Raw genomic sequence first — 21,028 nt, forward strand, 5'->3', positions numbered from 1 at the left:
GGAGAATGGCCGGACGATGTCTCCACGTGCTCTCCAGGCCCCCGCGCCCGCCGCGACCGACCCGGCGTCCATCCGCAACTTCTGCATCATCGCGCATATCGACCACGGCAAGTCCACGCTCGCCGACCGCATGCTGCAGATCACCGGGGTGGTCTCCGACCGCGACATGCGCGCGCAGTACCTCGACCGCATGGACATCGAGCGCGAGCGCGGGATCACGATCAAGAGCCAGGCCGTGCGCATGCCCTGGGAGGTCGACGGCCAGGCGTACGCGCTCAACATGATCGACACGCCCGGTCACGTCGACTTCACATACGAGGTCTCCCGATCTCTCGCCGCGTGCGAGGGAGCCATCCTGCTGGTCGACGCCGCGCAGGGCATCGAGGCCCAGACGCTGGCGAACCTGTACCTCGCGCTCGAGAACGATCTGACGATCATCCCCGTGCTCAACAAGATCGACCTCCCCGCCGCCGATCCCGAGAAGTACGCCGCCGAGCTCGCGAGCCTCATCGGCGGCCGCCCGGAGGACGTCCTCCGCGTCTCGGGCAAGACGGGACTGGGCGTCGAGGCGCTGCTCGACCGCGTCGTGCAGGAGATCCCGGCGCCGGTCGGTGTCGCCGACGCCCCCGCTCGGGCGATGATCTTCGACTCCGTGTACGACGCCTATCGCGGGGTCGTCACCTACGTCCGCATGGTCGACGGCAAGCTCGAGCCGCGCGAGCGCATCCAGATGATGAGCACGAAGGCGACCCACGAGATCCTGGAGATCGGCGTGTCCGCGCCCGAGCCGACGGCATCGAAGGGCCTCGGCGTCGGCGAGGTCGGCTACCTCATCACGGGCGTGAAGGACGTCCGCCAGTCCAAGGTCGGCGACACGATCACGTCGGCGGCCAAGCCGGCACGGGAGGCGCTGCCCGGCTACACCGAACCGAAGCCGATGGTCTTCTCGGGGCTGTACCCGATCGACGGCAGCGACTACCCCGAGCTCCGGGAGGCGCTCGACAAGCTCAAGCTCTCCGACGCCGCGCTCGTCTACGAGCCCGAGACCTCCGTCGCGCTCGGCTTCGGGTTCCGCTGCGGGTTCCTCGGGCTCCTCCACCTCGAGATCATCACCGAGCGGCTGTCGCGCGAGTTCGGCCTCGACCTCATCACCACGGCGCCGAGCGTGATCTACGAGGTGACCACCGAGGACAAGAAGACGATCACGGTCACGAACCCGAGCGAGTTCCCCGGCGGCAAGATCGCGAAGGTCGAGGAGCCGATCGTCAAGGCGGCCATCCTCGCGCCGAAGGACTACGTCGGCGTCATCATGGAGCTCTGCCAGAGCCGGCGCGGCACGCTCCTCGGCATGGAGTACCTCGGCGAGGACCGCGTCGAGATCCGGTACACGATGCCGCTCGGCGAGATCGTCTTCGACTTCTTCGACCAGCTGAAGAGCCGCACGGCGGGATACGCCTCCCTCGACTACGAGCCTGCCGGCGAGCAGGAGGCCGACCTCGTCAAGGTCGACATCCTCCTCCAGGGCGAGCAGGTCGACGCCTTCAGCGCGATCGTCCACCGCGACAAGGCCTACGCCTACGGCACCATGATGGCCGGGCGGCTCCGCGAGCTGATCCCGCGACAGCAGTTCGAGGTGCCCATCCAGGCGGCCATCGGCGCCCGGATCATCGCCCGCGAGAACATCCGCGCCATGCGCAAGGACGTCCTCGCGAAGTGCTACGGCGGCGACATCACCCGGAAGCGCAAGCTGCTCGAGAAGCAGAAGGAGGGCAAGAAGCGCATGAAGATGGTCGGGCGCGTCGAAGTGCCCCAGGAGGCGTTCATCGCCGCGCTCTCGGGCGACACCGAGAAGAAGGACAAGAAGTAGGCTCGTAGCCATGCGCCGCTCCACCTTCACCGACCAGCCCGTGACGTACGGTGCCGTCGGCGGCACCCAGGCGTCCGATCTGCTCTACTACCCGCCGAAGGGCTACAAGCCGCTCGAGCGGTCTATCCGGCTGGGCAGCGGCGACGCGCGCTTCGACACGGCCGCCACCGCGCTCATGGCCTGGGGCGTCCAGCGGGGGAGCGGCATCCTCGTCACGGATGTCCGGGAGGGCACGGGTGTCCAGTACGAGGGGATCGAGTTCAATCCGGACGGCTCCCCGGTGCGGATGCGCACGCGTGAGCAGGAGCCGGAGGAGCACGTCTTCACCGACGACGGCACCCCGTTCGTCCGCAACGGCATGACGGCGCTCCTCAAGGTCCCCTTCGGCCCGTTCAAGGTGTCGGCGCCGGTTCGGGTCGTGTACGTGATCGACGAGCCGTTCCGCAAGGGGTTCGCCTACGGCACCCTGCACGGGCATCCCGAGAGCGGCGAGGAGCTGTTCATGGTCGAGCATCGCGACGACGACACCGTCTGGTTCGTGCTCCGCGCCTTCTCGCGCCCGTCGAACGCCTTCTACCGCCTCGGCTCCCCGGTGCTCGGCATGGTCCAGCGCCGTTACACGAATCGGTACCTGCGGGCGCTCCACCCCGCACGGTCCGCCTGATGCCGAGCACGCTTCCGCTCGGCGACCCGGCCCCCGCTGACGGGCTCCTCCCGGCCTCCGCACGTCCCGGCGCCGACCGGCGCGACTTCGGCGTGTACCTCCACGTGCCGTTCTGCCGGGTGCGCTGCGGCTACTGCGACTTCAACACCTACACGGCCACCGAGCTCCGCGGCGTGTCCCAGTCGGATTACGCCGGGCACGCGGTGCGGGAGGTCGAGTTCGCCGCGCACGCGCTGAGCGCGAGCGGGCTCCCGCCGCGTCCCGTCTCCACAGTGTTCTTCGGCGGAGGCACACCCACCCTCCTGCCGCCCGGCGACCTCGGGGCGATGCTCGGAGCGGTACGCGACGCCTGGGGCATCGCACCCGGCGCCGAGGTCACCACCGAGGCGAACCCCGACTCCGTCGATGCGGACGATCTCCGGCGTCTGGCGGATGCGGGCTTCACCCGCGTCTCCTTCGGCATGCAGTCCGCGGTGCCTCACGTGCTGGCAACGCTCGAGCGAACGCACGACCCGGCGCGCGTACCGCTCGTCGTCGGCTGGGCTCGCGATGCCGGCCTCCAGGTGAGCCTCGATCTGATCTACGGGACCCCGGGCGAGTCGCTGGACGACTGGTCGCGCAGCCTCGACTCGGCGCTCGCGTGCGAGCCGGACCATCTGTCTGCGTACTCGCTGATCGTCGAACCCGGGACCAAGCTCGCGCGTCAGATCCGCTCGGGACAGGTGCCCGAGCCGGACGAGGACCTCCAGGCCGACATGTACGAGCTCGCCGACGCGCGGCTCGCCTCGGCGGGCTACGGCTGGTACGAGGTGAGCAACTGGGCTCGTGACGAGGAGCACCGCTCCCGCCACAACCTCTCGTACTGGCTCGGACACGACTGGTGGGGGATCGGACCGGGGGCGCACAGCCACGTCGGCGGCGTCCGCTGGTGGAACGTCAAGCACCCCGCCGCCTACGCCCAGCGCGTGCTCGCCGGCGAGTCGCCGTCCGCCGGCCGCGAGACGCTCGACGCTGAGACGCGTCGGGTCGAACGCGTGCTCCTCCTGACCCGCATCCGTGACGGGCTGCGCATCGCCGAGCTGGAGGCGCCCGGCCGCCGTGAGGTCGCCGGGCTCATCGCCGACGGTCTCATCGACGGCGAAGCCGCCCTCGCCGGGTCGGTGGTGCTGACCCTGCGGGGGCGGCTTCTGGCCGATGCCGTCGTGCGCCGGCTGCTCGCCGACGACGGCGTCAGCTGACGAACTTGATCGCCAGCGGGTAGGTGTAGTACTCGCCCTGGTTGGCCTTGATCGCCGCGATGATGCTGAAGACGATCGTGAGCACCCAGACGGCGAGGATGATGAACAGGCCGATCACCACGACCGAGAGGATGCCGCCGACCACGTAGGCGATGAACATGGTGATCTGGAAGTTGAGCGCCGTCGCCGTGTGCGCACGGACGAACGGGCCGCGGTCCTTGAGCACCAGGTAGCCGATCAGGGCCGGGATCCAGCTGAACAGGATGCCGCCGATGTGCACGAGCGTCGACCAGAGCTTCTCGTCGGCCGGGCTGAGCTGCTGCGCCGAGCCTCCGTACGGCTGTTGCGGGGGCGGTGGGGGCGTTGCGGACATGATCTCCTCCTTGGTTCGGGACGGACGGTCGGCTTCAGCCTAGGGCGCGATGCGCGTTCCTGGGAAGGAGCCGAGAGCCCCCCGTCACTTGATGAAGCGGAAGTTGATCGGGTACCGGTAGGCGCCGCCGCTGTTGACGCGCACGAACCCCAGGATCGAGAACACCAGGTTCACGATGTAGAGCGCCCAGGGGATGAGCAGGCCGAACAGGAGGAATCCCACGCCGGTGAAGGCGAGGACGATGCCGATGATCTGGGAGACGACCCAGGCGCTGATCCAGGTGATCTGCCAGTTCAGTGCCTCCTTGGACTCCTGGGCGGTGAGCCGGCCGCGGTCCTTGAAGACGAGCCAGATGATGAGCGACGGGAGGAACCACAGGATGCCCCCGAGGTGGGCAAACGAGGCCCACTGCTTGTCCTGCGTGGCGTCGAGCGGTGCGCCGGCCGGGGCGGCGTACTGCGGTTGAGCGCCCGGCTGCGGGGTGCCGTAGGCGGGCTGCTGAGCCCCGTACGGCTGCTGGGGAGGCACCGCACCGGGGTGCTGCGGCGGGACGGCGGCGTCCCCGGGTGCGGGCTGATTCGGGTCGGTCATGGTCCTTGCCCTTCCGATCTCGCGGGACGTCGATGTCCCACCGGTGCGCATAAAGTACTGCTGCGAGCCCCCGCGTGCAATCATCGTCCTCTCCGCGTGGCGCGCTACTATTAGCACTCAAGAACGACGAGTGCTAAGAGGACGGAGGCGGGCATGGTCTCGGAACGCAGTCTCGAAGTGCTCCGGGCGATCGTCCAGGACTACGTGGCGTCGCGGGAGCCGGTCGGCTCGAAGAGCATCGTCGAACGTCACTCGTTCGGCGTCTCTGCCGCGACCATCCGGAACGACATGGCGCAGCTGGAGGAGGAGGAGCTCATCGCGGCCCCGCACACGTCCTCCGGGCGGGTTCCGACCGACAAGGGTTACCGGCTGTTCGTCGACCATCTCGCCGAGGCGCGCCCACTGAGCCCGGCACAGCGCGCCGCGATCGAGGCCTTCCTCGGCCAGTCCGTCGATCTCGACGATGTGCTCTCGCGAACAGTGCGCCTCCTGTCCCAGCTCACCAACCAGGTCGCGCTCGTGCAGTACCCGTCCGTCGCCCGGTCTCGCATCCGCCACATCGAGCTGGTGCTGCTGTCGCCGCACCGGCTCCTGAGCGTCCTCATCACCGACTCCGGAGCGGTGGAGCAGCGGGTGATCGAGCTCGGCGCGGAGCTGGGCGACACCGAGGTGGCCGAGATCCGCGGCGCTATCAACGGCGCCGTCGCCGGACTCTCGCTCGCCGACGCGGCAGCACGCCTCCGCCAGCTGCCGGGTGCCCTGACCGATCGCACGCGCCCTCTGGTCGAGCCGGTGGCCAACGCGCTGCTCGACCAGATCGCGGCCAACCGCCAGGAGCGGCTCGTCATGGCCGGAGCCGCGAACCTCGTGCGCACGGAGGACGACTTCCCGGGCACGATCACCCCGGTGCTGGAGGCGATCGAGGAGCAGGTCGTCCTGCTGCGGCTCTTCGACGAGATGGCGCACGACCAGCACGGCGTCGCCGTGAGCATCGGCCGCGAGAACGCGGGCTTCGGCCTCACGGAAGCATCCGTGCTCTCGAGCGGTTACAGTGCAGCGGGGTCCGACGTCGCACGCGTCGGCCTCCTCGGCCCGCTCCGCATGGACTACTCCGGCAACATGGCCGCTGTGCGCGCCGTCGCCCGGTACCTCTCCCGCCTTCTCGGCGATCAGTAGACACGAAACGAAAGAAGAAGGAACAGCCCCCGTGGCCGACCACTACGAAGTCCTCGGCGTCGCCCGCGATGCCAGCCCCGACGAGATCAAGAAGGCGTATCGGCGCCTGGCGCGAGAGCTCCACCCCGACGTCAACCCGAGTTCGGAGGCGCAGGAGCGGTTCAAGCTCGTGACGCACGCGTACGACGTCCTCAGCGACCCGCAGCAGCGCCAGCAGTACGACCTCGGCGGCCCGAGCGGCTTCGGCGCCGGCCCGGGAGGCGCGGACTTCGCGGGCTTCAGCGACATCTTCGAGACCTTCTTCGGTGGAGGCGGAGGCGCGACGCGCGGCCCCCGCTCGCGCCGGGAGCGCGGCCAGGACGCCCTCCTCCGGGTCGAGGTCGACCTCGACGAGGTCGTCTTCGGCACCCACCGCGAGCTGGAGATCGACACCGCGGTCGTCTGCGAGACCTGCAACGGCTCCTGTTGCGCACCGGGGACGCAGCCGGTCACCTGCGACATCTGCCACGGCACGGGCAGCATCCAGCGATCCGTCCGCTCGCTCCTCGGCAACGTCATGACGTCGAGCCCGTGCGGCAGCTGCCGCGGGTACGGCACCATCATCGCCACGCCGTGCGTGACCTGCCAGGGGCAGGGCCGCGTCCGGGCTCGCCGCACCGTCCCCGTCGACATCCCCGCCGGGGTCGAGACGGGGCTGCGCCTCCAGATGCCGGGCAGCGGCGAGGCGGGCCCCGCGGGCGGGCCGAACGGCGACCTCTACCTCGAGATCAAGGTGCGCCACCACGACGTGTTCAGCCGGGACGGAGACGACCTGCTCTGCACGCTCGAGCTCTCGATGGCCGACGCGATCCTCGGCACGACGGCGACCGTCAAGGCGCTCGACGGCGACATCCGCCTGGAGCTGAAGCCCGGGACCCAGTCGGCCGACATCATCACCGTGAAGGACCGCGGCATCACGCACCTCCGCGGCACCGGGCGCGGCGACCTCCGCGTCGGTATCCAGGTGGTCACGCCGACCAAGCTCGACCACAAGGAGAAGGAGCTGATCAAGAAGTTCGCCGCCAGCCACAAGTCGGTCGAGCCCTCGCTCGCCCGGTTCCAGCAGGGGCTTTTCGCGAAGCTGCGCGATCGCTTCCTCAACCTCTGAGCGGCGCCGTGGCGAATCTCTACCTGAGCGAGGAGCTCGACCGGGCCGAGCCGGGCGGGCGGATCACCCTCACCGGACCGGAAGCCCGTCACGCGGCAACCGTCAACCGGACGCGCGCCGGCGAGTCGGTGCTCATCGGCAACGGGAGGGGCCTCCTCGCGGGCGGGCGGGTCGTCGTCGCGACGGGGAGCGAGCTCACGGTCGAGGTCGAGACCGTCTCGCACACAGACGTGCCGTCCCCCCGGATCACGCTCGTGCAGGCCCTGGCGAAGGGCGACCGCGACGAGCTGGCGATCCAGGCGGCGACCGAGCTGGCCGTCGACCGCATCGTGCCGTGGTCGGCCGCCCGGTCCGTGTCCCGCTGGGAGGGACCGAAGATCGCCAAGGGCCGCGATCGCTGGGCGAGCATCGTCCGGGAGGCGACCAAGCAGTCGATCCGTGCGTGGACGCCGGAGGTCGCGGAATTGGCGAGCACCACCGATGTGGCCGCGCTCGCTGCCCACGCCCGCGTCCTCGTCCTCGAGCCGGACGCGGATCGGCCGCTGACGGGCGTCGCTCCCGACGGCCGGGACATCGTCATCGTCGTCGGCCCCGAGGGCGGGATCGCTCCGGCCGAGCTCGACGCGTTCCAGCGCGCCGGTGCAGAGCTCGTTCGGCTCGGAGACACCGTGCTGCGCACCTCCACGGCGGGCCCCGCCGCTCTCGCGGTCCTCGCCGCCGCGCTCCGACGCTGGTGACGGGCTGATCGTGCGACGGAGGGGCGAATAGGATGGAGGCATGGTGACGGCAGAGCCCTCGATCTTCTCGCGGATCATCGCGGGGGAGATCCCCGCGGACATCGTCTACGACGGCGAGCGCCTCATCGCGTTCCGTGACATCAACCCGCAGGCTCCCCTCCATCTGCTCGTCGTCCCGAAGACGGACCGCTACCGCGACGTGGTGGAGCTGGCGGCGGGCGACCCCGAGCTGCTGGCCGAGCTCGTCGCCACCGCCCGGCTGCTCGCCGAGCAGCACGGCGACGGCGACTTCCGCCTGGTCTTCAACACGGGCGCCGGGGCGGGTCAGACCGTCTTCCACGCCCACGCGCACGTACTGAGCACCGCCGGTCGCGGCGGCCTCGAGGAAGGAACTCTTGTCGACTAGCGATCCCGCACCGCAGACCGGTGGCGCCGAGGCGCGCCTCAGCGTCGACGGGGTGCAGATGGTCCGGCTGCTCGGGCCTCAGGACCGGCTGCTCACCACGATGGAGCGGCAGTATCCGCTGGTGAACGTGCATGTCCGCGGCAACGAGATCACCCTGACCGGCGAGGCGTCCCAGGTCGACGCGGCCCGCCGTCTGCTGGAGGAGCTGCTCCTCATGGTCCGGAACGGGCAGGAGCTCAGTCCCGCCGAGGTCACGAGCTCCGCCCGGATGCTCGGCACCGATCTGAACCTCAGCCCGGCCGACGTCCTCGGGCAGGCGATCCTCAGCGCCCGGGGCAAGAGCATCCGCCCCAAGACGCTCGGGCAGAGCCAGTACGTCGACGCGATCGACCACAACACGATCGTGTTCGGCATCGGGCCGGCCGGAACCGGGAAGACCTACCTGGCCATGGCCAAGGCGGTGCAGGCCCTCCAGCGCAAGGAGGTCACCCGCATCATCCTGACGCGGCCCGCCGTGGAGGCGGGGGAGCGGCTCGGGTACCTCCCGGGAACGTTGACCGACAAGATCGACCCGTACCTGCGCCCGCTCTACGACGCCCTCAACGAGATGATGGACCCCGAGCTGGTGCCGAAGCTCCTCGCGGCGGGAACGATCGAGGTGGCGCCGCTGGCGTACATGCGCGGGCGGACGCTGAACGACTCGTTCATCATCCTCGACGAGGCGCAGAACACGACACCCGAGCAGATGAAGATGTTCCTCACGCGGCTCGGGTTCAACTCGCGCATGGTCGTCACGGGCGACATCACGCAGATCGACCTCCCCAACGCGGCGAGCGGCCTCCGGCTCGTCACTCGCGTGCTGAAGGACATCGACGACATCCACTTCGCCCGGCTGACCAGCGACGACGTCGTCCGCCACAACCTTGTCGGGCGGATCGTCGACGCCTACACCGAGTACGACGCGAAGCAGCAGGCCCGCCAGTTCGAGCGCGAGCAGGCGGCCGAGTTCGCGAACCGCGCCGAGCGCCGCAGCGGCTCGCCCCGCGACCACCTCCCGAAGCGCCGCTGACCGCGGCCGCCGACCAATGCCGACCGACCGCGACCGCAAGGGCCTCCAGTGAGCATCGAGATCAACAACGAGTCGACCGTCGAGGTGGACGAGGCGGCGCTGCAGCGCCTGGCCGGGTACGCCCTCGACATCCTGCACGTCCACCCCGACGCCGAGCTCGCGATCGTGCTCGTCGACGAGGCGGCCATGGAGCAGCTGCACGTCCAGTGGATGGACGAGCCGGGCCCGACCGATGTGCTCAGCTTCCCGATGGACGAGTTGCGGCCCGGCACCGAGGAGGAGCCCTCGCCGGCGGGCCTCCTCGGCGATGTCGTCCTCTGCCCGCAGGTCGCGCAGGTGCAGGCCGAGACCGCGGGGCACAGCCTGATGGACGAGCTGCTCCTCCTGACGACGCACGGCATCCTGCACCTGCTCGGCTTCGACCACGCCGAGCCCGCCGAGGAACGCGAGATGTTCGGCATCCAGCGCGACATCCTCATCGGATTCGCGCGCTACGACCGACAGCGGTAGGCGGCGGATGCTGCCGACGCTGTTCTTCGTCATCGCGTTCGTGCTCGTCGCGTTCGGCGGTCTCACGGCCGCCGTCGACTCGGCCCTGTCGGTGCAGTCGCGCGGAGATCTTGCGGACTTGGCCGAGACCTCGCGTGCCCGCACCTCCCTCCTGGCGATCGCGGAGGACCCGGGCCCGTACTTCAACGCGCTGAACTTCAGCCGGATCATCGCGGAGACGACGGCCGCCGTCCTCGTCACGCTGGCTTTCGAGCAGATCTTCGCCGAGTGGTGGCTGTCGCTGATCCTGTCGGCGGCGATCATGACCGGAGTGTCGTTCGTCCTCGTCGGCGTCAGCCCCCGGAGCGTCGGGCGCGCCAACTCCACGCTCCTCCTGCGACTGACCGCCCCCGTCGTCCGAGGCATCCGCGTCGTGCTCGGGCCGATCCCCGGAGGGCTCGTCGCGCTCGGGAACCGGGTCACCCCCTCCCGCGCCCGGTCGGCCCCGGTGACGAGCGAGGAGCAGCTGCTCTCCATCGTCGACGAGGCCGCCGAGTTCGACGTGCTCGAAGAAGAGGACCGCGAGCTGATCCACTCGATCTTCGAGTTCAACGAGACGGTCGTCCGCGAGGTCATGATCCCCCGGACGGACATGACGACCGTCGACGCCTCCGCGACGCTCGGCACGGCCATGGGACTGTTCTTCAGCAAAGGGGTCTCGCGGATGCCCGTGATCGACGGCGATCCCGACGAGGTCGTCGGCATCCTCTACCTGCGCGACGCGGCCAAGCTGAGCTACGAGAGCCCGCTCGGCGAGGACGAGCTCACCATGCGCGACCTCGCGCGCCCCGCGCTGTTCGTGCCCGAGTCGCAGAAGGCCGACGCGCTCCTCCGGCAGATGCAGCTCGAGTCCAACCATCTGGCGATGGTCGTCGACGAGTACGGCGGCATAGCCGGCCTCGTGACGCTCGAGGACCTCATCGAGGAGCTGGTCGGCGACATCTCGGACGAGTACGACCACGAGGCGGCCCTGGTGCAGGAGGTCGCCGAGGGGCGCTACCGTGTCGCGACCCGCATGCCGATCGACGACCTGGGCGATCTCTTCGACGTCGAGATCGAGGACGACGACGTCGACAGCGTCGGCGGCCTCGTCGCGAAGGCGCTCGGCCGCCTCCCCGAGGCCGGGTCCACCGTGACCGTGCACGGACTGCAGTTCACCGTCGACCGGGTGGAGGGGCGGCACAAGCACGTGAACACCGTCCTCGTCGAGCGCGACGCCGCGCTCCTCGCACCCCCGGCCGGCCCCGATGACGCGATGCGGCCCACCTCGGCGCCGCACGACAGGCACGAGCGCGAGAAGAAGCGCGAAGAGAAGAAGGAGGCGCGCGCGTGAGCGACTACCACGCCGGATTCGTATCGTTCGTCGGCCGCCCCAACGTGGGCAAGTCGACACTCACCAACGCGCTCGTGGGCGAGAAGGTCGCGATCACGAGCTCGAAGCCGCAGACCACCCGGCGCGCGATCCGCGGGATCGTGCATCAGCGGAACGGCCAGCTCATCCTGGTCGACACGCCGGGCATCCACCGACCGCGGACGCTGCTCGGGGAACGCCTCAACACGCTCGTGCAGTCGACGCTCGGCGACGTCGACGTCATCGGGTTCTGCGTGCCCGCCGACGAGAAGATCGGGCCGGGCGACCGGTTCATCAACGACCAGCTCGACGACTACCCGCAGGCGAAGAAGGTCGCGATCGTCACGAAGATCGACGTCGCGAGCAAACCGCAGGTCGCCGAGCAGCTCCTCGCCGTCTCCGCGCTGCGCGACTGGGAGGCGATCATCCCGCTCTCGGCGACAAGCCGCATCCAGCTCGACACCCTCACCTCCGAGCTCATGAAGCTGCTGCCCGAGGCCCCGGGGCCGCTCTACCCGGAGGAGACGATCACCGACGAGGGTCTGGAGGACCGGATCGCGGAGTACATCCGCGAGGCGGTCCTCGAAGGCGTGGAGGACGAGCTGCCGCACTCGCTCGCCGTAACGATCGACGACATCATCGAACGCGACGACAAGGACCTGGTCGAGGTCTACGCCAACCTCTTCGTCGAGCGCGACAGCCAGAAGGCGATCGTCATCGGCAAGGGCGGCAGCCGGATCCGGGAGGTCGGTGCGGCGGCGCGGGTGCCCATCGAGGCGCTCCTCGGGCGGCACGTCTTCCTCTCCATCCGGGTCAAGGTCGCGAAGGACTGGCAGCGCGACCCGAAGCAGCTGGGCCGCCTCGGCTTCTGAGCGCTGGTCTGCGTCCACGCCGCGGAGCGCATACATCCGCAGGATGATTCGCGCGCGTGGATGCGCCGGGGAGGGCGCCCGGCCCGTACCGTAGGACCATGCCCGACCGGAACCGCGTGCTCTCGGCGGTGGCCTCGCGCCGCTGGCTGCTGGAGCCCGCGCTGGCGCTCGCCCTCTTCGCGGCCTGGGCGATAGCGGGCCTCCCCTTCGACGCGGCAGCCGCGCTCGCCCTCGTGTTCTACTGCGGCGCGGTCGCCCTCTCCCGGGTGCTGCCGGCCCTCGCTCTCGGCCTCACCTGGGTCGCCGTCGCGGTGGAACTCGCCGAGTCGTCGAGCATGCACGACCCGTTCCGGATTCTCGCCACGGTCGCGACGGCCGTCTCGGTCACCGGCATCGCCGCCCACGGCGACCGGCTGGTCCGCTGGCTCGACTTCGCCTCGGCGATCCTCCTGGCGCCCCTCAGCGCGTACCTGTACACCGTCCGCGGCGATCTCAGGTTCCCGCGGTTCGGGCCGTTGATCGCCGGCTACGACAGCAGCCAAGGCTTCGGGCTGGCCCTGATGAGCCTTCTCCTCGCGGTCGTCCTGGTCGCCGCGTGGCTCCTCGGCTTCCTGATCTCGCGCCAGCGCGCCGCCCAGGCCTCCGGCGCGAACTCGGTCCTCCTCTGGCTCGCCTCCGGTGGAGACGCCCGCGAGGCGGAGGCCGACCCCGACCGGTTCGTGCTCGTACGGCCGCTCCGCAGGCCGCAGCTCGCCGCCGACATCGCCGGTGCGGTCGTCTTCGCCGTCTTCGCGCTCCTCCTGGAAGCCGGGGACCGCAGCAGTTACGTCGTGATGATCGTCTTCGCCGTGGCCGTCGCGCTCCGACGGCTGTCTCCGGGAGTGTCGCTCTCGGTCGCCTGGCTCGCGGCCGTCCTGCAGATGACGACAGGTCACAGCATCCTCGCCAGTGATGTCGCCGTGCTCGGGGTCCTCTACGCGACCGCGGCCTACGGCGATCGCGTCGTGCGCGCGGCGGGACTCATCTCGGCCGGTGTGGGCGCTCTGGTGGCGGCGCTATACCTGGCACTGACGTCCGCACTGGCGCAGGGCTACTACGACCTGCTCTCGGGACAGTTCACGAGCATCGCGCTGCAGTTCGCGTTCCTCTTCGTCGTGAGCGCGACGGTGCTCGGCCTCTCGTGGGTACTGGGTCTCCTCGTCCGGACCTGGCGCACCGCACGGGAGGCACGCCGTGCCCGTGCCGTCGCGGAGCTCGACCGCAACCGGGCGGTCGAGGACGTCGTCGTGGAGCAGGAACGCACGCGCATCGCGCGGGACATGCACGACGTGGTGGCGCACTCGCTGGCCGTCGTCATCGCTCAGGCCGACGGCGCCAGGTACGCGCGCAGCCGCGATCCGGAAGCGGTCGACGAGGCGTTGCGCACCATCGCCTCCACAGCCCGTTCCGCGCTGGCCGACGTGCGCGTGCTGCTCGCCGAGCTGCGACAGGCGCAGCCCGAGGGGCCGCAGCCCTCCCTGGCCGATCTCGACCAGACCGTCGACCAGGTGCGCGCCGCGGGGCTCCCGGTGACGCTCGAGCGAACCGGGCGGATCGACGACCTCGGTTCGTCTCAGCAGCTCGCCGCCTACCGCATCGTCCAGGAGGCGCTGACCAACGCCCTCAGGCACGGCGACACGGCTCACCCGGCCTCCGTTGTGCTCGCCGGGGCGTCGCGCCCCGACGGCTCGCACGGACTCTCGATCACAGTGAGGAACAGGATGAGGACCACCCCGCCGGAGCTCCCCTCGACGGCAGCCGTGCCGCGCATCGGGCACGGCCTGCCCGGCATGCGCGAGCGCGCCTCCCTCGCCGGAGGAACGCTGATCGCCGAACCGCAGGACGACTCGTTCGTCGTCTCGGCCTTCATCCCGGCCACGCCGGTCGCCTCCGGGGCGGTCGCGTGAGCGGCGAGGGGCAGGGCGCACCGATCCGCGTGCTGCTCGTCGACGACCAGCCGCTGTTCCGCGCCGGTGTGCGGATGCTTCTGAGCTCCCAGGACGATCTCGAGTTCGCCGGGGAGGCCGCCAACGGTCAGGAGGGCGCGGCCCTGGCTCGGGAGGCCCGCCCCGACGTCGTCCTCATGGACATCCGCATGCCGGTCATGGACGGGATCGCGGCGACCGGCCGGATCATCGCGGAGGCCGAGGGGGAGGGCCGCCAGGCACCGAGGATCATCGTGCTCACGACGTTCGACCTCGACGAGGCGGCCGCCCGGGCCATCCGGGGCGGGGCGAGCGGATTCGTGCTCAAGGACGCCGAGCCGGAGTTCCTCCTGGCAGCGGTCCGAACCGTGCACGCGGGGAGCGCCGTCATCGCGGCGGGCGCCACGCGAGAGCTGTTCCAGTACTTCTCGGCCAGGCGACCGGCGCTTGAGCCCGAGGAGTTCGCCTCCCTCACCGCGCGCGAACGGGAGATCTTCGCGCTGGCGGCCCGAGGCCTCAGCAACGCGGAGATCGCGGGATCCGAGTTCCTCAGCGAGGCGACGGTCAAGACCCACATCTCGCGCATCCTCTCGAAGCTCGGGCTGCGCGACCGGGTGCAGATGGTCGTGTACGCCTTCGAGCACGGCCTCACCGGCACGGAGTGACGCGGCGTCCATCGAGAGGATGACACGGGATGGCTCCCGGGCCCGATCCGCTCGCCGCCTCCGGTCCGTAGCGTCGGAGGCATGGAGAACACCCTCACCGAAACCGTGGCGCGCGTCGAGGCGGCCACGAAGACGTACGGAACCGGAGCCGGGCGGGTCGCTGCTCTCGACGGCGTGACCCTCGGGATCCGAGCCGGCCGGTTCACCGCGATCATGGGACCCAGCGGCTCGGGCAAGTCGACGCTCATGCACGTGATGGCCGGGCTGGATACCGTGACAACCGGTCGGGTGTTCCTCGGCGACACGGAGATCACCGCGCTCGGAGACAGCGAGCTCACCGTCCTCCGGCGGCGCCGCGTCGGCTTCGTGTTCCAGTCGTTCAATCTCATGCCCACGCTCGATGTGCGCGCCAACATCGTCCTCCCGTTCGAGCTGGACGGGAGGCGCCCGACCGCCGCCGAGAGCGAGTGGATCGACCATCTCATCGCGTCGCTCGGGCTCGGCGACCGGCTGACCCACCGGCCGCACGAGCTCTCCGGGGGTCAGCAGCAGCGCGTCGCCATCGTGCGCGCATTGGCCACGCGGCCGGATCTCGTCTTCGCCGACGAACCGACCGGGAATCTCGACTCGCGGACGGGACGGGAGGTGCTCTCCGTGCTCCGGGAGGCGTCACGCGAGTACGGCCAGTCGATCGCCATGGTTACGCACGATCCGGTCGCCGCGAGCTTCGCCGATCAGCTCGTCTTCCTCGCCGACGGCCGGATCGCCGCGGAACGCGACCGCGGGACGGCCGAGGAGATCTCCGCCTTCATGCTGGCCATGGAGGCGCGCGCATGACCGCGCGGAACGGCGCCGTCCGCGCGTTCCGGGCGAACGGCCGGGAGCACCGCTCGAGCGTGCTCGTCGCAGCGCTCGGTTCGGCGTTCGGCGTCTCTCTGCTCGCCACGACGAACGTGCTCGGCGCGTACATCGGCGCCTCGGGGATGGGCGGCCACGGCTCCGTGCGCGTCGCCCTGGCCGTCGTGGCGGCCATCTTCTTCGTGATCGCCGTCTACGTGGGTGCCATCGTTACGACGAACACGTTCGCGACCATCATTGCGGGCCGGACCAGGACGATCGCGCTCCTGCGTCTCGTCGGGTCGAGCTCGCGGACCCAGCGCAGAGCGGTCGCCGCGGAGGGGCTCGTCGCGGGTGCGGTCGGCTCGGCCGCCGGAGGCGCGATCGCGGCGGTCCTCGTCCTGGTCGCCGTGCGCGTCCTGATGGGCGTGGGCGTGCTGCCGGACGACGACTACCCCGTTCTCACCCCACCGCTGCTCGTTCCTCCCGTCATCGTGGTGGCGACGACGTGGCTCGCGTCGTGGACCGGAAGCCGCCGCGTTCTGACCGTCGCCCCGATCGAGGCGCTCGGCGCGGCGGAGGAGCGGCCCGTGGCCGCGGTGCGCAGCACCTCCCGCGTCGTCACCGCGATCGTCCTCGGCGCCTCCGGCTCGGCGCTCCTGCTCCTCGGTCTGCTGCTCGGTCTCGGACTGCTCGGCCGGGGTCCTCTCGGCGTGCTGGTCGCCTTCGCCGGCGGGATCCTCTCGTTCAGCGGGATCGTGATCGGGGCGCCGCTGTTCCTCCCGACGCTGCTGCGGTGGGTCGGAGTCGTGCTCGGGCGCGGCGCTCCCGGGCGACTGGCGGCCGGCAACGCCGTACGCAATCCCGAGCGCAGCTCCCGGACCGCCGTCGGCCTCGTGATCGGCGTGACCCTGGTGACGATGTTCGTGGTCGCCGCCTCCACCTGGCTCGACCTCCTGAAGACGGCCTCGCGGCGCGAGCCGCAGCTGTACTCGGGCGCCGAGACGATCCTCATGACCACCATGCTGATCTTCAGCGTGCTCGTCGGCTTCTCGGCCCTCATCGCCGCGGTGGGGGTGGTCAACAGCCTGTCGCTCGCGGTCCTGCAGCGCACGCGAGAGCTCGGGCTGCTGCGTGCCCTCGGCTTCAGCGCGTCCCAGGTCAGGCGGATGGTGCTCTCGGAGAGCGTGCAGCTGACGGTCACCGGTGTCGCGACGGGGCTCGTGCTGGGCGTCGCATACGGGTGGATCGGCGCGCAGTCGCTGCTAGGGTCTATTCCCGGTGGGGGGCTGCTGCCGCCGGCGCTGCCGTGGCCGTACATCGTCGTCATCGTCTTCTTCGCTGCCGTGCTGGCGGTGGGGGCGTCGGTGACGCCGGCACGGCGCGCGACGAGCGTCTCGCCGGTCAGCGCGCTGGCCGTCGAATAGAAGCTGTGCGCACGAGCCTCCGAGTTGTCTGAACTCTCACAGAGCATCAGCTAGCCGCAGGCTGTGTGGGCCACACTGGAAGGACCAGAAATCAGCACCGAGAGGAAACACCCCTGTCCTGGCTCATGACCCTGAGGATCGACAAGCCGCCGTTCCTCATCACCATGGACGTGATCGCCGTGGTGTTCGCGGCGTACCTGCTCGTCCGCCCCTCCTGGAGGCGCGCGCTCATCGGGCTCGCAGCCGCGGTGGCCGGCGCGCTCGTGGGCTGGCTCGCGGTCTGGCTCGCGACCGACGTGTACAACCTCTTCGGCGTCGGTCTCACCCCGGTCACGACCATGTGGACCGCGCTCGGATTCGGCGGGGTCGCCCTCGCCATCGCGGTGCTGTTCCGTTCGCGCTGGTGGCGCAAGCTCGTGGCCGTGGCCGCCATCCCGGTGTTCGTCATCGTGGCGGCGGCGGGCATCAACGTCGACTTCGGCGCCTACCGTAATCTCAACGACGCCGTCGGCGTCGTCCCGTACCGTGCGCTCGACCTCCACAACGAGCACGGCCAGCTCTCGCACTCGGGAATCGACTACGCGGCCACGACTCCCGGTCCGGGCAGCGTGATCCCCGCGCGCGGAGAGATCGGCAAGGTGCGCATCCCCGGGACGGTCTCCAACTTCCCGGCGCGCTCGGCGGTCGTCTACCTGCCCCCGATCGCGCTGACGGCTCACCCGCCCGTGCTCCCGGTGCTGTACGCGCTGTCCGGTCAGCCGGGCTCGCCCGCAGACATGTTCACGGCCGGACGCCTCGGGCCCGCGATGGACGCGTTCGCGGCCAAGCACGGCGGCTACGCGCCGATCGTCGTGGCCGCCGACCAGCTCGGAGGCCCGGGTCGCAACCCGATGTGCGTCGACTCCCGCACCTACGGGAACTCGGCCACCTACCTCCTCACGGATGTCCGCGACTGGATCACGTCCCACCTCCGGGTGAGCAGCGATCCGGCGGCGTGGGGGGTGTTCGGATACTCCGAGGGCGCCACGTGCGCCGTGCAGTTCGCGACCGCCCACCCCGAGCTGTTCGGTTCGGCGCTGGCGTCCTCGAGCGAGCTCGGACCGACGCTCGGAAACAAGCAGCTCACGGTCGACACCGCGTTCGGCGGATCCCTGGCGGCGTTCGAGAAGGCCCAGCCGGCCAGCGCCATGGCCGCGCGCGCGCCGTACCCGAACTCCTTGATCGTCCTCGGGGTCGGCCAGAACGACCAGCGCTACCTCGGCTACGCCCAGAGCCTCCGCGCCGACGCCGTCCGGGCCGGGATCCGCAGCGAGCTCCTCGTCTCCCCGGGCACCGCGCACGACTGGAACACGGTCCGGTACACCCTCGACCACGGATTCCCGGCCATGGCCGCCCGCATGGGGCTCACCCTGCCGGGCGCCGTGACCACCGAGGCAGCCGGATGAGCTCACCGCAGTCCGGGGGTGCGGTGGACGAGGCCGTGGCCACCGGCTCCGGGCGCGCCGACGATCCCCGCCCGAGCGGGCAGACGGGGTGGCGGCGCCTCCTCGCGCTCCCCGCCCGGTATCCCTTCACGACGGGCCTGACCCTCCTGATCCTCGCGCTCGCGCTCGCGACCGGACCCCTGCACGGCCCGCACCGCCCGCTGCGCGGCTGGCTCGGCACAGGCGCGACCGAGCTCGTCGACGGCCACTGGTGGTCGCCGGTCACGTCGATCCTGTTCACGAACGACCTCGCGGAGCTCATCGTCGCCCTGGCGGCGACGGTCGTGCTGATCGGATGGTCCGAGCGGCTCATGGGGACGATCCGCGCGGCGGTCGCCTTCGTCGCCACCGCCGTCGTGGGGATCCTCACCGGAATCGGGGCGGAGCTGCTCGCCAGCCAGGCGGGCGAGCTCTGGGCGAGGAACGTGCATTCCCTCGTCGTCCTCGACGTCTTCACCGGCATCGGCGGGGCGCTGATGACCGCGAGCGCGTTCGCCGGGCTCCTCTGGCGTCGCCGCATCCGCGTCATAACGATGCTCGTGGCCATCATGTACGTGCTGTACTCGGGGCTGCCGTCGGATCTGTACCGCCTGCTCGCGGTCGTCGCGGGTCTCGTCCTCGGCATCCTGCTGAGGCGGGGGGAGGGACTGCCCGGCTGGCGCCGCAGCTCGTCCCACGAGGTCCGGGTGCTCCTCGCCTCCGCCATCACGATCAGCGCGCTCGGGCCGGTCATCGGGCTGCTCACCACCTCCCGCTACGGCATGCTCTCGCCGATCGCCATGCTGTTCGGCGACCGCACCCCCGACGCCGGCTCGGTCGCGGACCGGTGCCAGGCCTTCGCCGTGACCCGCAGCTGCATCCGGGATCTGACGTTCGAACGGATCAACGGATTCGGGCCGGTCCTGCTGTCCGTCCTGCCCCTCCTCGTGCTGCTGGTGGTCGCCTACGGGCTGCTCCGCGGGCGGCGCTTCGCCGTATGGCTCGGCGTCGCGGTGAACGGACTCCTGGCCGTGCTCTCGGCGCTCTACTTCGGGATCCTCCCCATCGCGTATGCGCCAGCGAATCTGACCCCCCGCTACTGGGAGATCACCGTCATCCTGGCATTGTCCACGCTGGTGCCGGCCGCGATCACGGTCCTCCTCATCGTGCTGAGGCGGCACTTCCCCGTCATGCCGGCGCCGCGGGCGGTGCGCAGGTATGTCGTCCTCGTGCTGTCGACGGGCATCGGGCTCGTCCTCCTCTACGTGCTGGTCGGCTGGATCCAGCGCGACACCGGATTCACGCGGCCTATCGACGTGACAGACCTTCTCAACGACGTGCTCGAGCGTTTCGTGCCGGTCAGCTTCCTGCGTCGCGAGCCCGCGCAGTACCTCCCGACGACACCGCTCGCGACGATCATCTACCACAACATCGGCACGGTGTTCTGGCTCGTGGTCATCATCGGCGCGATCCCGCCGATGCTCGGCCGGCCGCTCCTCCGGCGATCGATCGGGGACGCTCCGCGGGTCCGCGCGGCCCTCGAGCGGGGCGGCGGCGACGCGATCTCGTTCATGGCGACGTGGCCCGGCAACAGCTACTGGTTCGACCCCGAGTCGAGCGCCGTCATCGCCTACCGCGTGGTGGGCAGCGTGGCGATCACGACGGGCGGCCCGTTCGGCACGCCCGCGCCGCACGACGGCGCCGTCGAACGATTCGCGCGGTTCTGCGACGACAACGGGCGCATCCCGGTGTTCTACAGCGTCGACGCGCACCTCACGCCGCTCTTCGACCGCCTGGGCTGGTCGACGATGACGGTGGCCGAGGAGACGGTCATCCGCCCGCAGCTGTGGGCGACCACGGGCAAGAAGTGGCAGGACGTCCGCACGTCGATCAACCGGGCGCAGCGGGCCGGGATCCGCGCCGAGTGGACCACCTACGGAGCGCTCCCGCTCGGCATGGCGGCGCAGCTGGCGGAGATCTCCGAGCAGTGGGTCGCCGAGAAGGACCTCCCCGAGATGGGCTTCACGCTGGGCGGCCTGGATGAGCTCCACGACCCCTCCGTCCGGCTCATGCTGGCCGTCGGCGAGGAGGGTCGCGTCGAGGCCGTCACGAGCTGGCTCCCGACCTATCGCGACGGCGTCGTCGTGGGCTGGACCCTCGACTTCATGCGCCGCCGGCCCGACAGCATCAACGGCGTGATGGAGTTCCTCATCGCCGAGGCCGCGACGCGGATGAAGGCGGACGGGATCGAGTTCATGTCGCTCTCGGCCGCGCCGCTCGCTCACACCGGCGCACGCGACGACGACCGCGGCGTCATGGATCGTGTGCTCGACTACCTCGGGACCTCGCTCGAGCCGGTGTACGGTTTCCGGTCCCTCCTCGCCTACAAGCAGAAGTTCCAGCCGGAGCTGCACCCGCTGATCATGGCGTACCCGGATCCGGTGGCCCTCCCGGCGATCGGCCTGGCGCTCGTCCGGGCCTACCTGCCCGAACTCTCCGTGCGCCAGGCGGCCTCGCTGGTGCGCGGCCGCGCCTGACGATCGGGTGACCGCCGCAGCGGCCCGTGGTATCCTCGACCCTGTGTACGGTCTGCTCCTTCTTAGCTGCCGCGACGAGTCCTAGTTCCGGGCCT

19 protein-coding genes are annotated in these 21,028 nt (G+C 70.5%); 17 read left to right on the forward strand and 2 right to left on the reverse strand.

Translation table 11 applies throughout. The features are described from left to right. Positions 1-16 precede the first annotated feature (16 nt). The 3 genes from lepA to hemW are packed head-to-tail and all read left to right on the forward strand — an operon-like array spanning position 17 to position 3,769. On the forward strand, positions 17-1,867 hold the full coding sequence (gene lepA, locus FPT20_RS07495; protein WP_158864042.1) for a translation elongation factor 4: 1,851 nt from the start codon (positions 17-19) through the stop codon (positions 1,865-1,867). A gap of 10 nt (positions 1,868-1,877) precedes the next feature. Further along, entirely contained in the window at positions 1,878-2,531 is a 654-nt protein-coding gene (locus tag FPT20_RS07500; protein ID WP_158864044.1) for a DUF1990 family protein, read from the forward strand. After that, positions 2,531-3,769, forward strand: coding sequence for a radical SAM family heme chaperone HemW (gene hemW, locus FPT20_RS07505; protein ID WP_158864047.1), 1,239 nt, complete (start codon positions 2,531-2,533; stop codon positions 3,767-3,769). Before FPT20_RS07500 ends, hemW begins: the two co-directional genes overlap by 1 nt. Here hemW and FPT20_RS07510 read toward each other — a convergent pair. Then, positions 3,762-4,142 carry a DUF4870 domain-containing protein gene (locus FPT20_RS07510; RefSeq protein WP_158864049.1) on the reverse strand — a complete coding sequence of 127 codons (381 nt, stop codon included), beginning with the start codon at positions 4,140-4,142 and terminating at the stop codon, positions 3,762-3,764. The two genes, hemW and FPT20_RS07510, sit on opposite strands and share 8 nt — an antisense overlap. Before the next feature lie 84 nt (positions 4,143-4,226). Further along, positions 4,227-4,733: a DUF4870 domain-containing protein gene (locus tag FPT20_RS07515; protein WP_158864051.1), complete on the reverse strand. Its 507-nt coding sequence runs from the start codon at positions 4,731-4,733 to the stop codon at positions 4,227-4,229. 153 nt (positions 4,734-4,886) lie between these two features. Here FPT20_RS07515 and hrcA point away from each other — a divergent pair, with 153 nt between their 5' ends. The 14 genes from hrcA (at position 4,887) to FPT20_RS07585 (ending at position 20,933) form a co-directional block, all read left to right on the forward strand. Then, positions 4,887-5,909: a heat-inducible transcriptional repressor HrcA gene (gene hrcA / locus FPT20_RS07520; RefSeq protein ID WP_158864053.1), complete on the forward strand. Its 1,023-nt coding sequence runs from the start codon at positions 4,887-4,889 to the stop codon at positions 5,907-5,909. Positions 5,910-5,940: 31 nt separating this feature from the next. Then, positions 5,941-7,056: a molecular chaperone DnaJ gene (dnaJ, locus tag FPT20_RS07525; protein ID WP_158864055.1), complete on the forward strand. Its 1,116-nt coding sequence runs from the start codon at positions 5,941-5,943 to the stop codon at positions 7,054-7,056. 8 nt (positions 7,057-7,064) lie between these two features. Beyond that, a complete protein-coding gene (locus FPT20_RS07530) occupies positions 7,065-7,793 on the forward strand; it encodes a 16S rRNA (uracil(1498)-N(3))-methyltransferase (RefSeq protein WP_158864057.1) in 729 nt (242 codons plus the stop codon). A 40-nt stretch (positions 7,794-7,833) separates the two neighbouring features. After that, positions 7,834-8,199, forward strand: a complete 366-nt coding sequence (locus FPT20_RS07535; RefSeq protein ID WP_158864059.1) for a histidine triad nucleotide-binding protein — start codon at positions 7,834-7,836, stop codon at positions 8,197-8,199. A gap of 58 nt (positions 8,200-8,257) precedes the next feature. After that, on the forward strand, positions 8,258-9,268 hold the full coding sequence (locus FPT20_RS07540; RefSeq protein WP_233265627.1) for a PhoH family protein: 1,011 nt from the start codon (positions 8,258-8,260) through the stop codon (positions 9,266-9,268). Between the two features lie 48 nt (positions 9,269-9,316). Continuing rightward, the gene (ybeY, locus tag FPT20_RS07545; protein ID WP_158864063.1) at positions 9,317-9,778 is read left to right on the forward strand and encodes an rRNA maturation RNase YbeY; all 462 of its coding nucleotides are present in this window, start codon (positions 9,317-9,319) and stop codon (positions 9,776-9,778) included. Between the two features lie 7 nt (positions 9,779-9,785). After that, complete coding sequence (locus tag FPT20_RS07550) at positions 9,786-11,150, forward strand: hemolysin family protein (protein ID WP_158864065.1); 1,365 nt, start codon at positions 9,786-9,788, stop codon at positions 11,148-11,150. Continuing rightward, positions 11,147-12,040 (forward strand): GTPase Era, encoded by an 894-nt coding sequence (gene era, locus FPT20_RS07555; protein WP_158864068.1) that lies wholly within the window; start codon positions 11,147-11,149, stop codon positions 12,038-12,040. The genes FPT20_RS07550 and era overlap by 4 nt, the downstream gene beginning before the upstream one ends. A 98-nt stretch (positions 12,041-12,138) precedes the next feature. After that, positions 12,139-13,986 carry a sensor histidine kinase gene (locus tag FPT20_RS07560; RefSeq protein ID WP_158864070.1) on the forward strand — a complete coding sequence of 616 codons (1,848 nt, stop codon included), beginning with the start codon at positions 12,139-12,141 and terminating at the stop codon, positions 13,984-13,986. Continuing rightward, the gene (locus FPT20_RS07565; RefSeq protein WP_158864072.1) at positions 13,983-14,669 is read left to right on the forward strand and encodes a response regulator; all 687 of its coding nucleotides are present in this window, start codon (positions 13,983-13,985) and stop codon (positions 14,667-14,669) included. The genes FPT20_RS07560 and FPT20_RS07565 overlap by 4 nt, the downstream gene beginning before the upstream one ends. Before the next feature lie 81 nt (positions 14,670-14,750). Then, a complete protein-coding gene (locus FPT20_RS07570; protein ID WP_158864074.1) occupies positions 14,751-15,506 on the forward strand; it encodes an ABC transporter ATP-binding protein in 756 nt (251 codons plus the stop codon). Further along, entirely contained in the window at positions 15,503-16,933 is a 1,431-nt protein-coding gene (locus FPT20_RS07575; protein WP_158864076.1) for an ABC transporter permease, read from the forward strand. Before FPT20_RS07570 ends, FPT20_RS07575 begins: the two co-directional genes overlap by 4 nt. A 125-nt stretch (positions 16,934-17,058) precedes the next feature. After that, positions 17,059-18,378, forward strand: coding sequence for an alpha/beta hydrolase (locus tag FPT20_RS07580; RefSeq protein ID WP_233265433.1), 1,320 nt, complete (start codon positions 17,059-17,061; stop codon positions 18,376-18,378). After that, positions 18,375-20,933 (forward strand): bifunctional lysylphosphatidylglycerol flippase/synthetase MprF, encoded by a 2,559-nt coding sequence (locus tag FPT20_RS07585; RefSeq protein WP_158864078.1) that lies wholly within the window; start codon positions 18,375-18,377, stop codon positions 20,931-20,933. Before FPT20_RS07580 ends, FPT20_RS07585 begins: the two co-directional genes overlap by 4 nt. Positions 20,934-21,028 lie beyond the last annotated feature (95 nt).

The sequence above is a fragment of the Leifsonia sp. AG29 genome (genome assembly GCF_009765225.1).
Taxonomy (GTDB): Bacteria; Actinomycetota; Actinomycetes; order Actinomycetales; family Microbacteriaceae; genus Leifsonia.

Coding starts and splice junctions, on each gene's coding strand:
- lepA (WP_158864042.1), top strand. CDS start 17: ATGTCTCCACGTGCTCTCCAGGCCCCCGCGCCCGCCGCGACCGACCCG.
- FPT20_RS07500 (WP_158864044.1), top strand. CDS start 1,878: ATGCGCCGCTCCACCTTCACCGACCAGCCCGTGACGTACGGTGCCGTC.
- hemW (WP_158864047.1), top strand. CDS start 2,531: ATGCCGAGCACGCTTCCGCTCGGCGACCCGGCCCCCGCTGACGGGCTC.
- FPT20_RS07510 (WP_158864049.1), bottom strand. CDS start 4,142: ATGTCCGCAACGCCCCCACCGCCCCCGCAACAGCCGTACGGAGGCTCG.
- FPT20_RS07515 (WP_158864051.1), bottom strand. CDS start 4,733: ATGACCGACCCGAATCAGCCCGCACCCGGGGACGCCGCCGTCCCGCCG.
- hrcA (WP_158864053.1), top strand. CDS start 4,887: ATGGTCTCGGAACGCAGTCTCGAAGTGCTCCGGGCGATCGTCCAGGAC.
- FPT20_RS07535 (WP_158864059.1), top strand. CDS start 7,834: ATGGTGACGGCAGAGCCCTCGATCTTCTCGCGGATCATCGCGGGGGAG.
- FPT20_RS07540 (WP_233265627.1), top strand. CDS start 8,258: ATGGTCCGGCTGCTCGGGCCTCAGGACCGGCTGCTCACCACGATGGAG.
- FPT20_RS07550 (WP_158864065.1), top strand. CDS start 9,786: ATGCTGCCGACGCTGTTCTTCGTCATCGCGTTCGTGCTCGTCGCGTTC.
- FPT20_RS07560 (WP_158864070.1), top strand. CDS start 12,139: ATGCCCGACCGGAACCGCGTGCTCTCGGCGGTGGCCTCGCGCCGCTGG.
- FPT20_RS07570 (WP_158864074.1), top strand. CDS start 14,751: ATGGAGAACACCCTCACCGAAACCGTGGCGCGCGTCGAGGCGGCCACG.
- FPT20_RS07575 (WP_158864076.1), top strand. CDS start 15,503: ATGACCGCGCGGAACGGCGCCGTCCGCGCGTTCCGGGCGAACGGCCGG.
- FPT20_RS07580 (WP_233265433.1), top strand. CDS start 17,059: ATGACCCTGAGGATCGACAAGCCGCCGTTCCTCATCACCATGGACGTG.
- FPT20_RS07585 (WP_158864078.1), top strand. CDS start 18,375: ATGAGCTCACCGCAGTCCGGGGGTGCGGTGGACGAGGCCGTGGCCACC.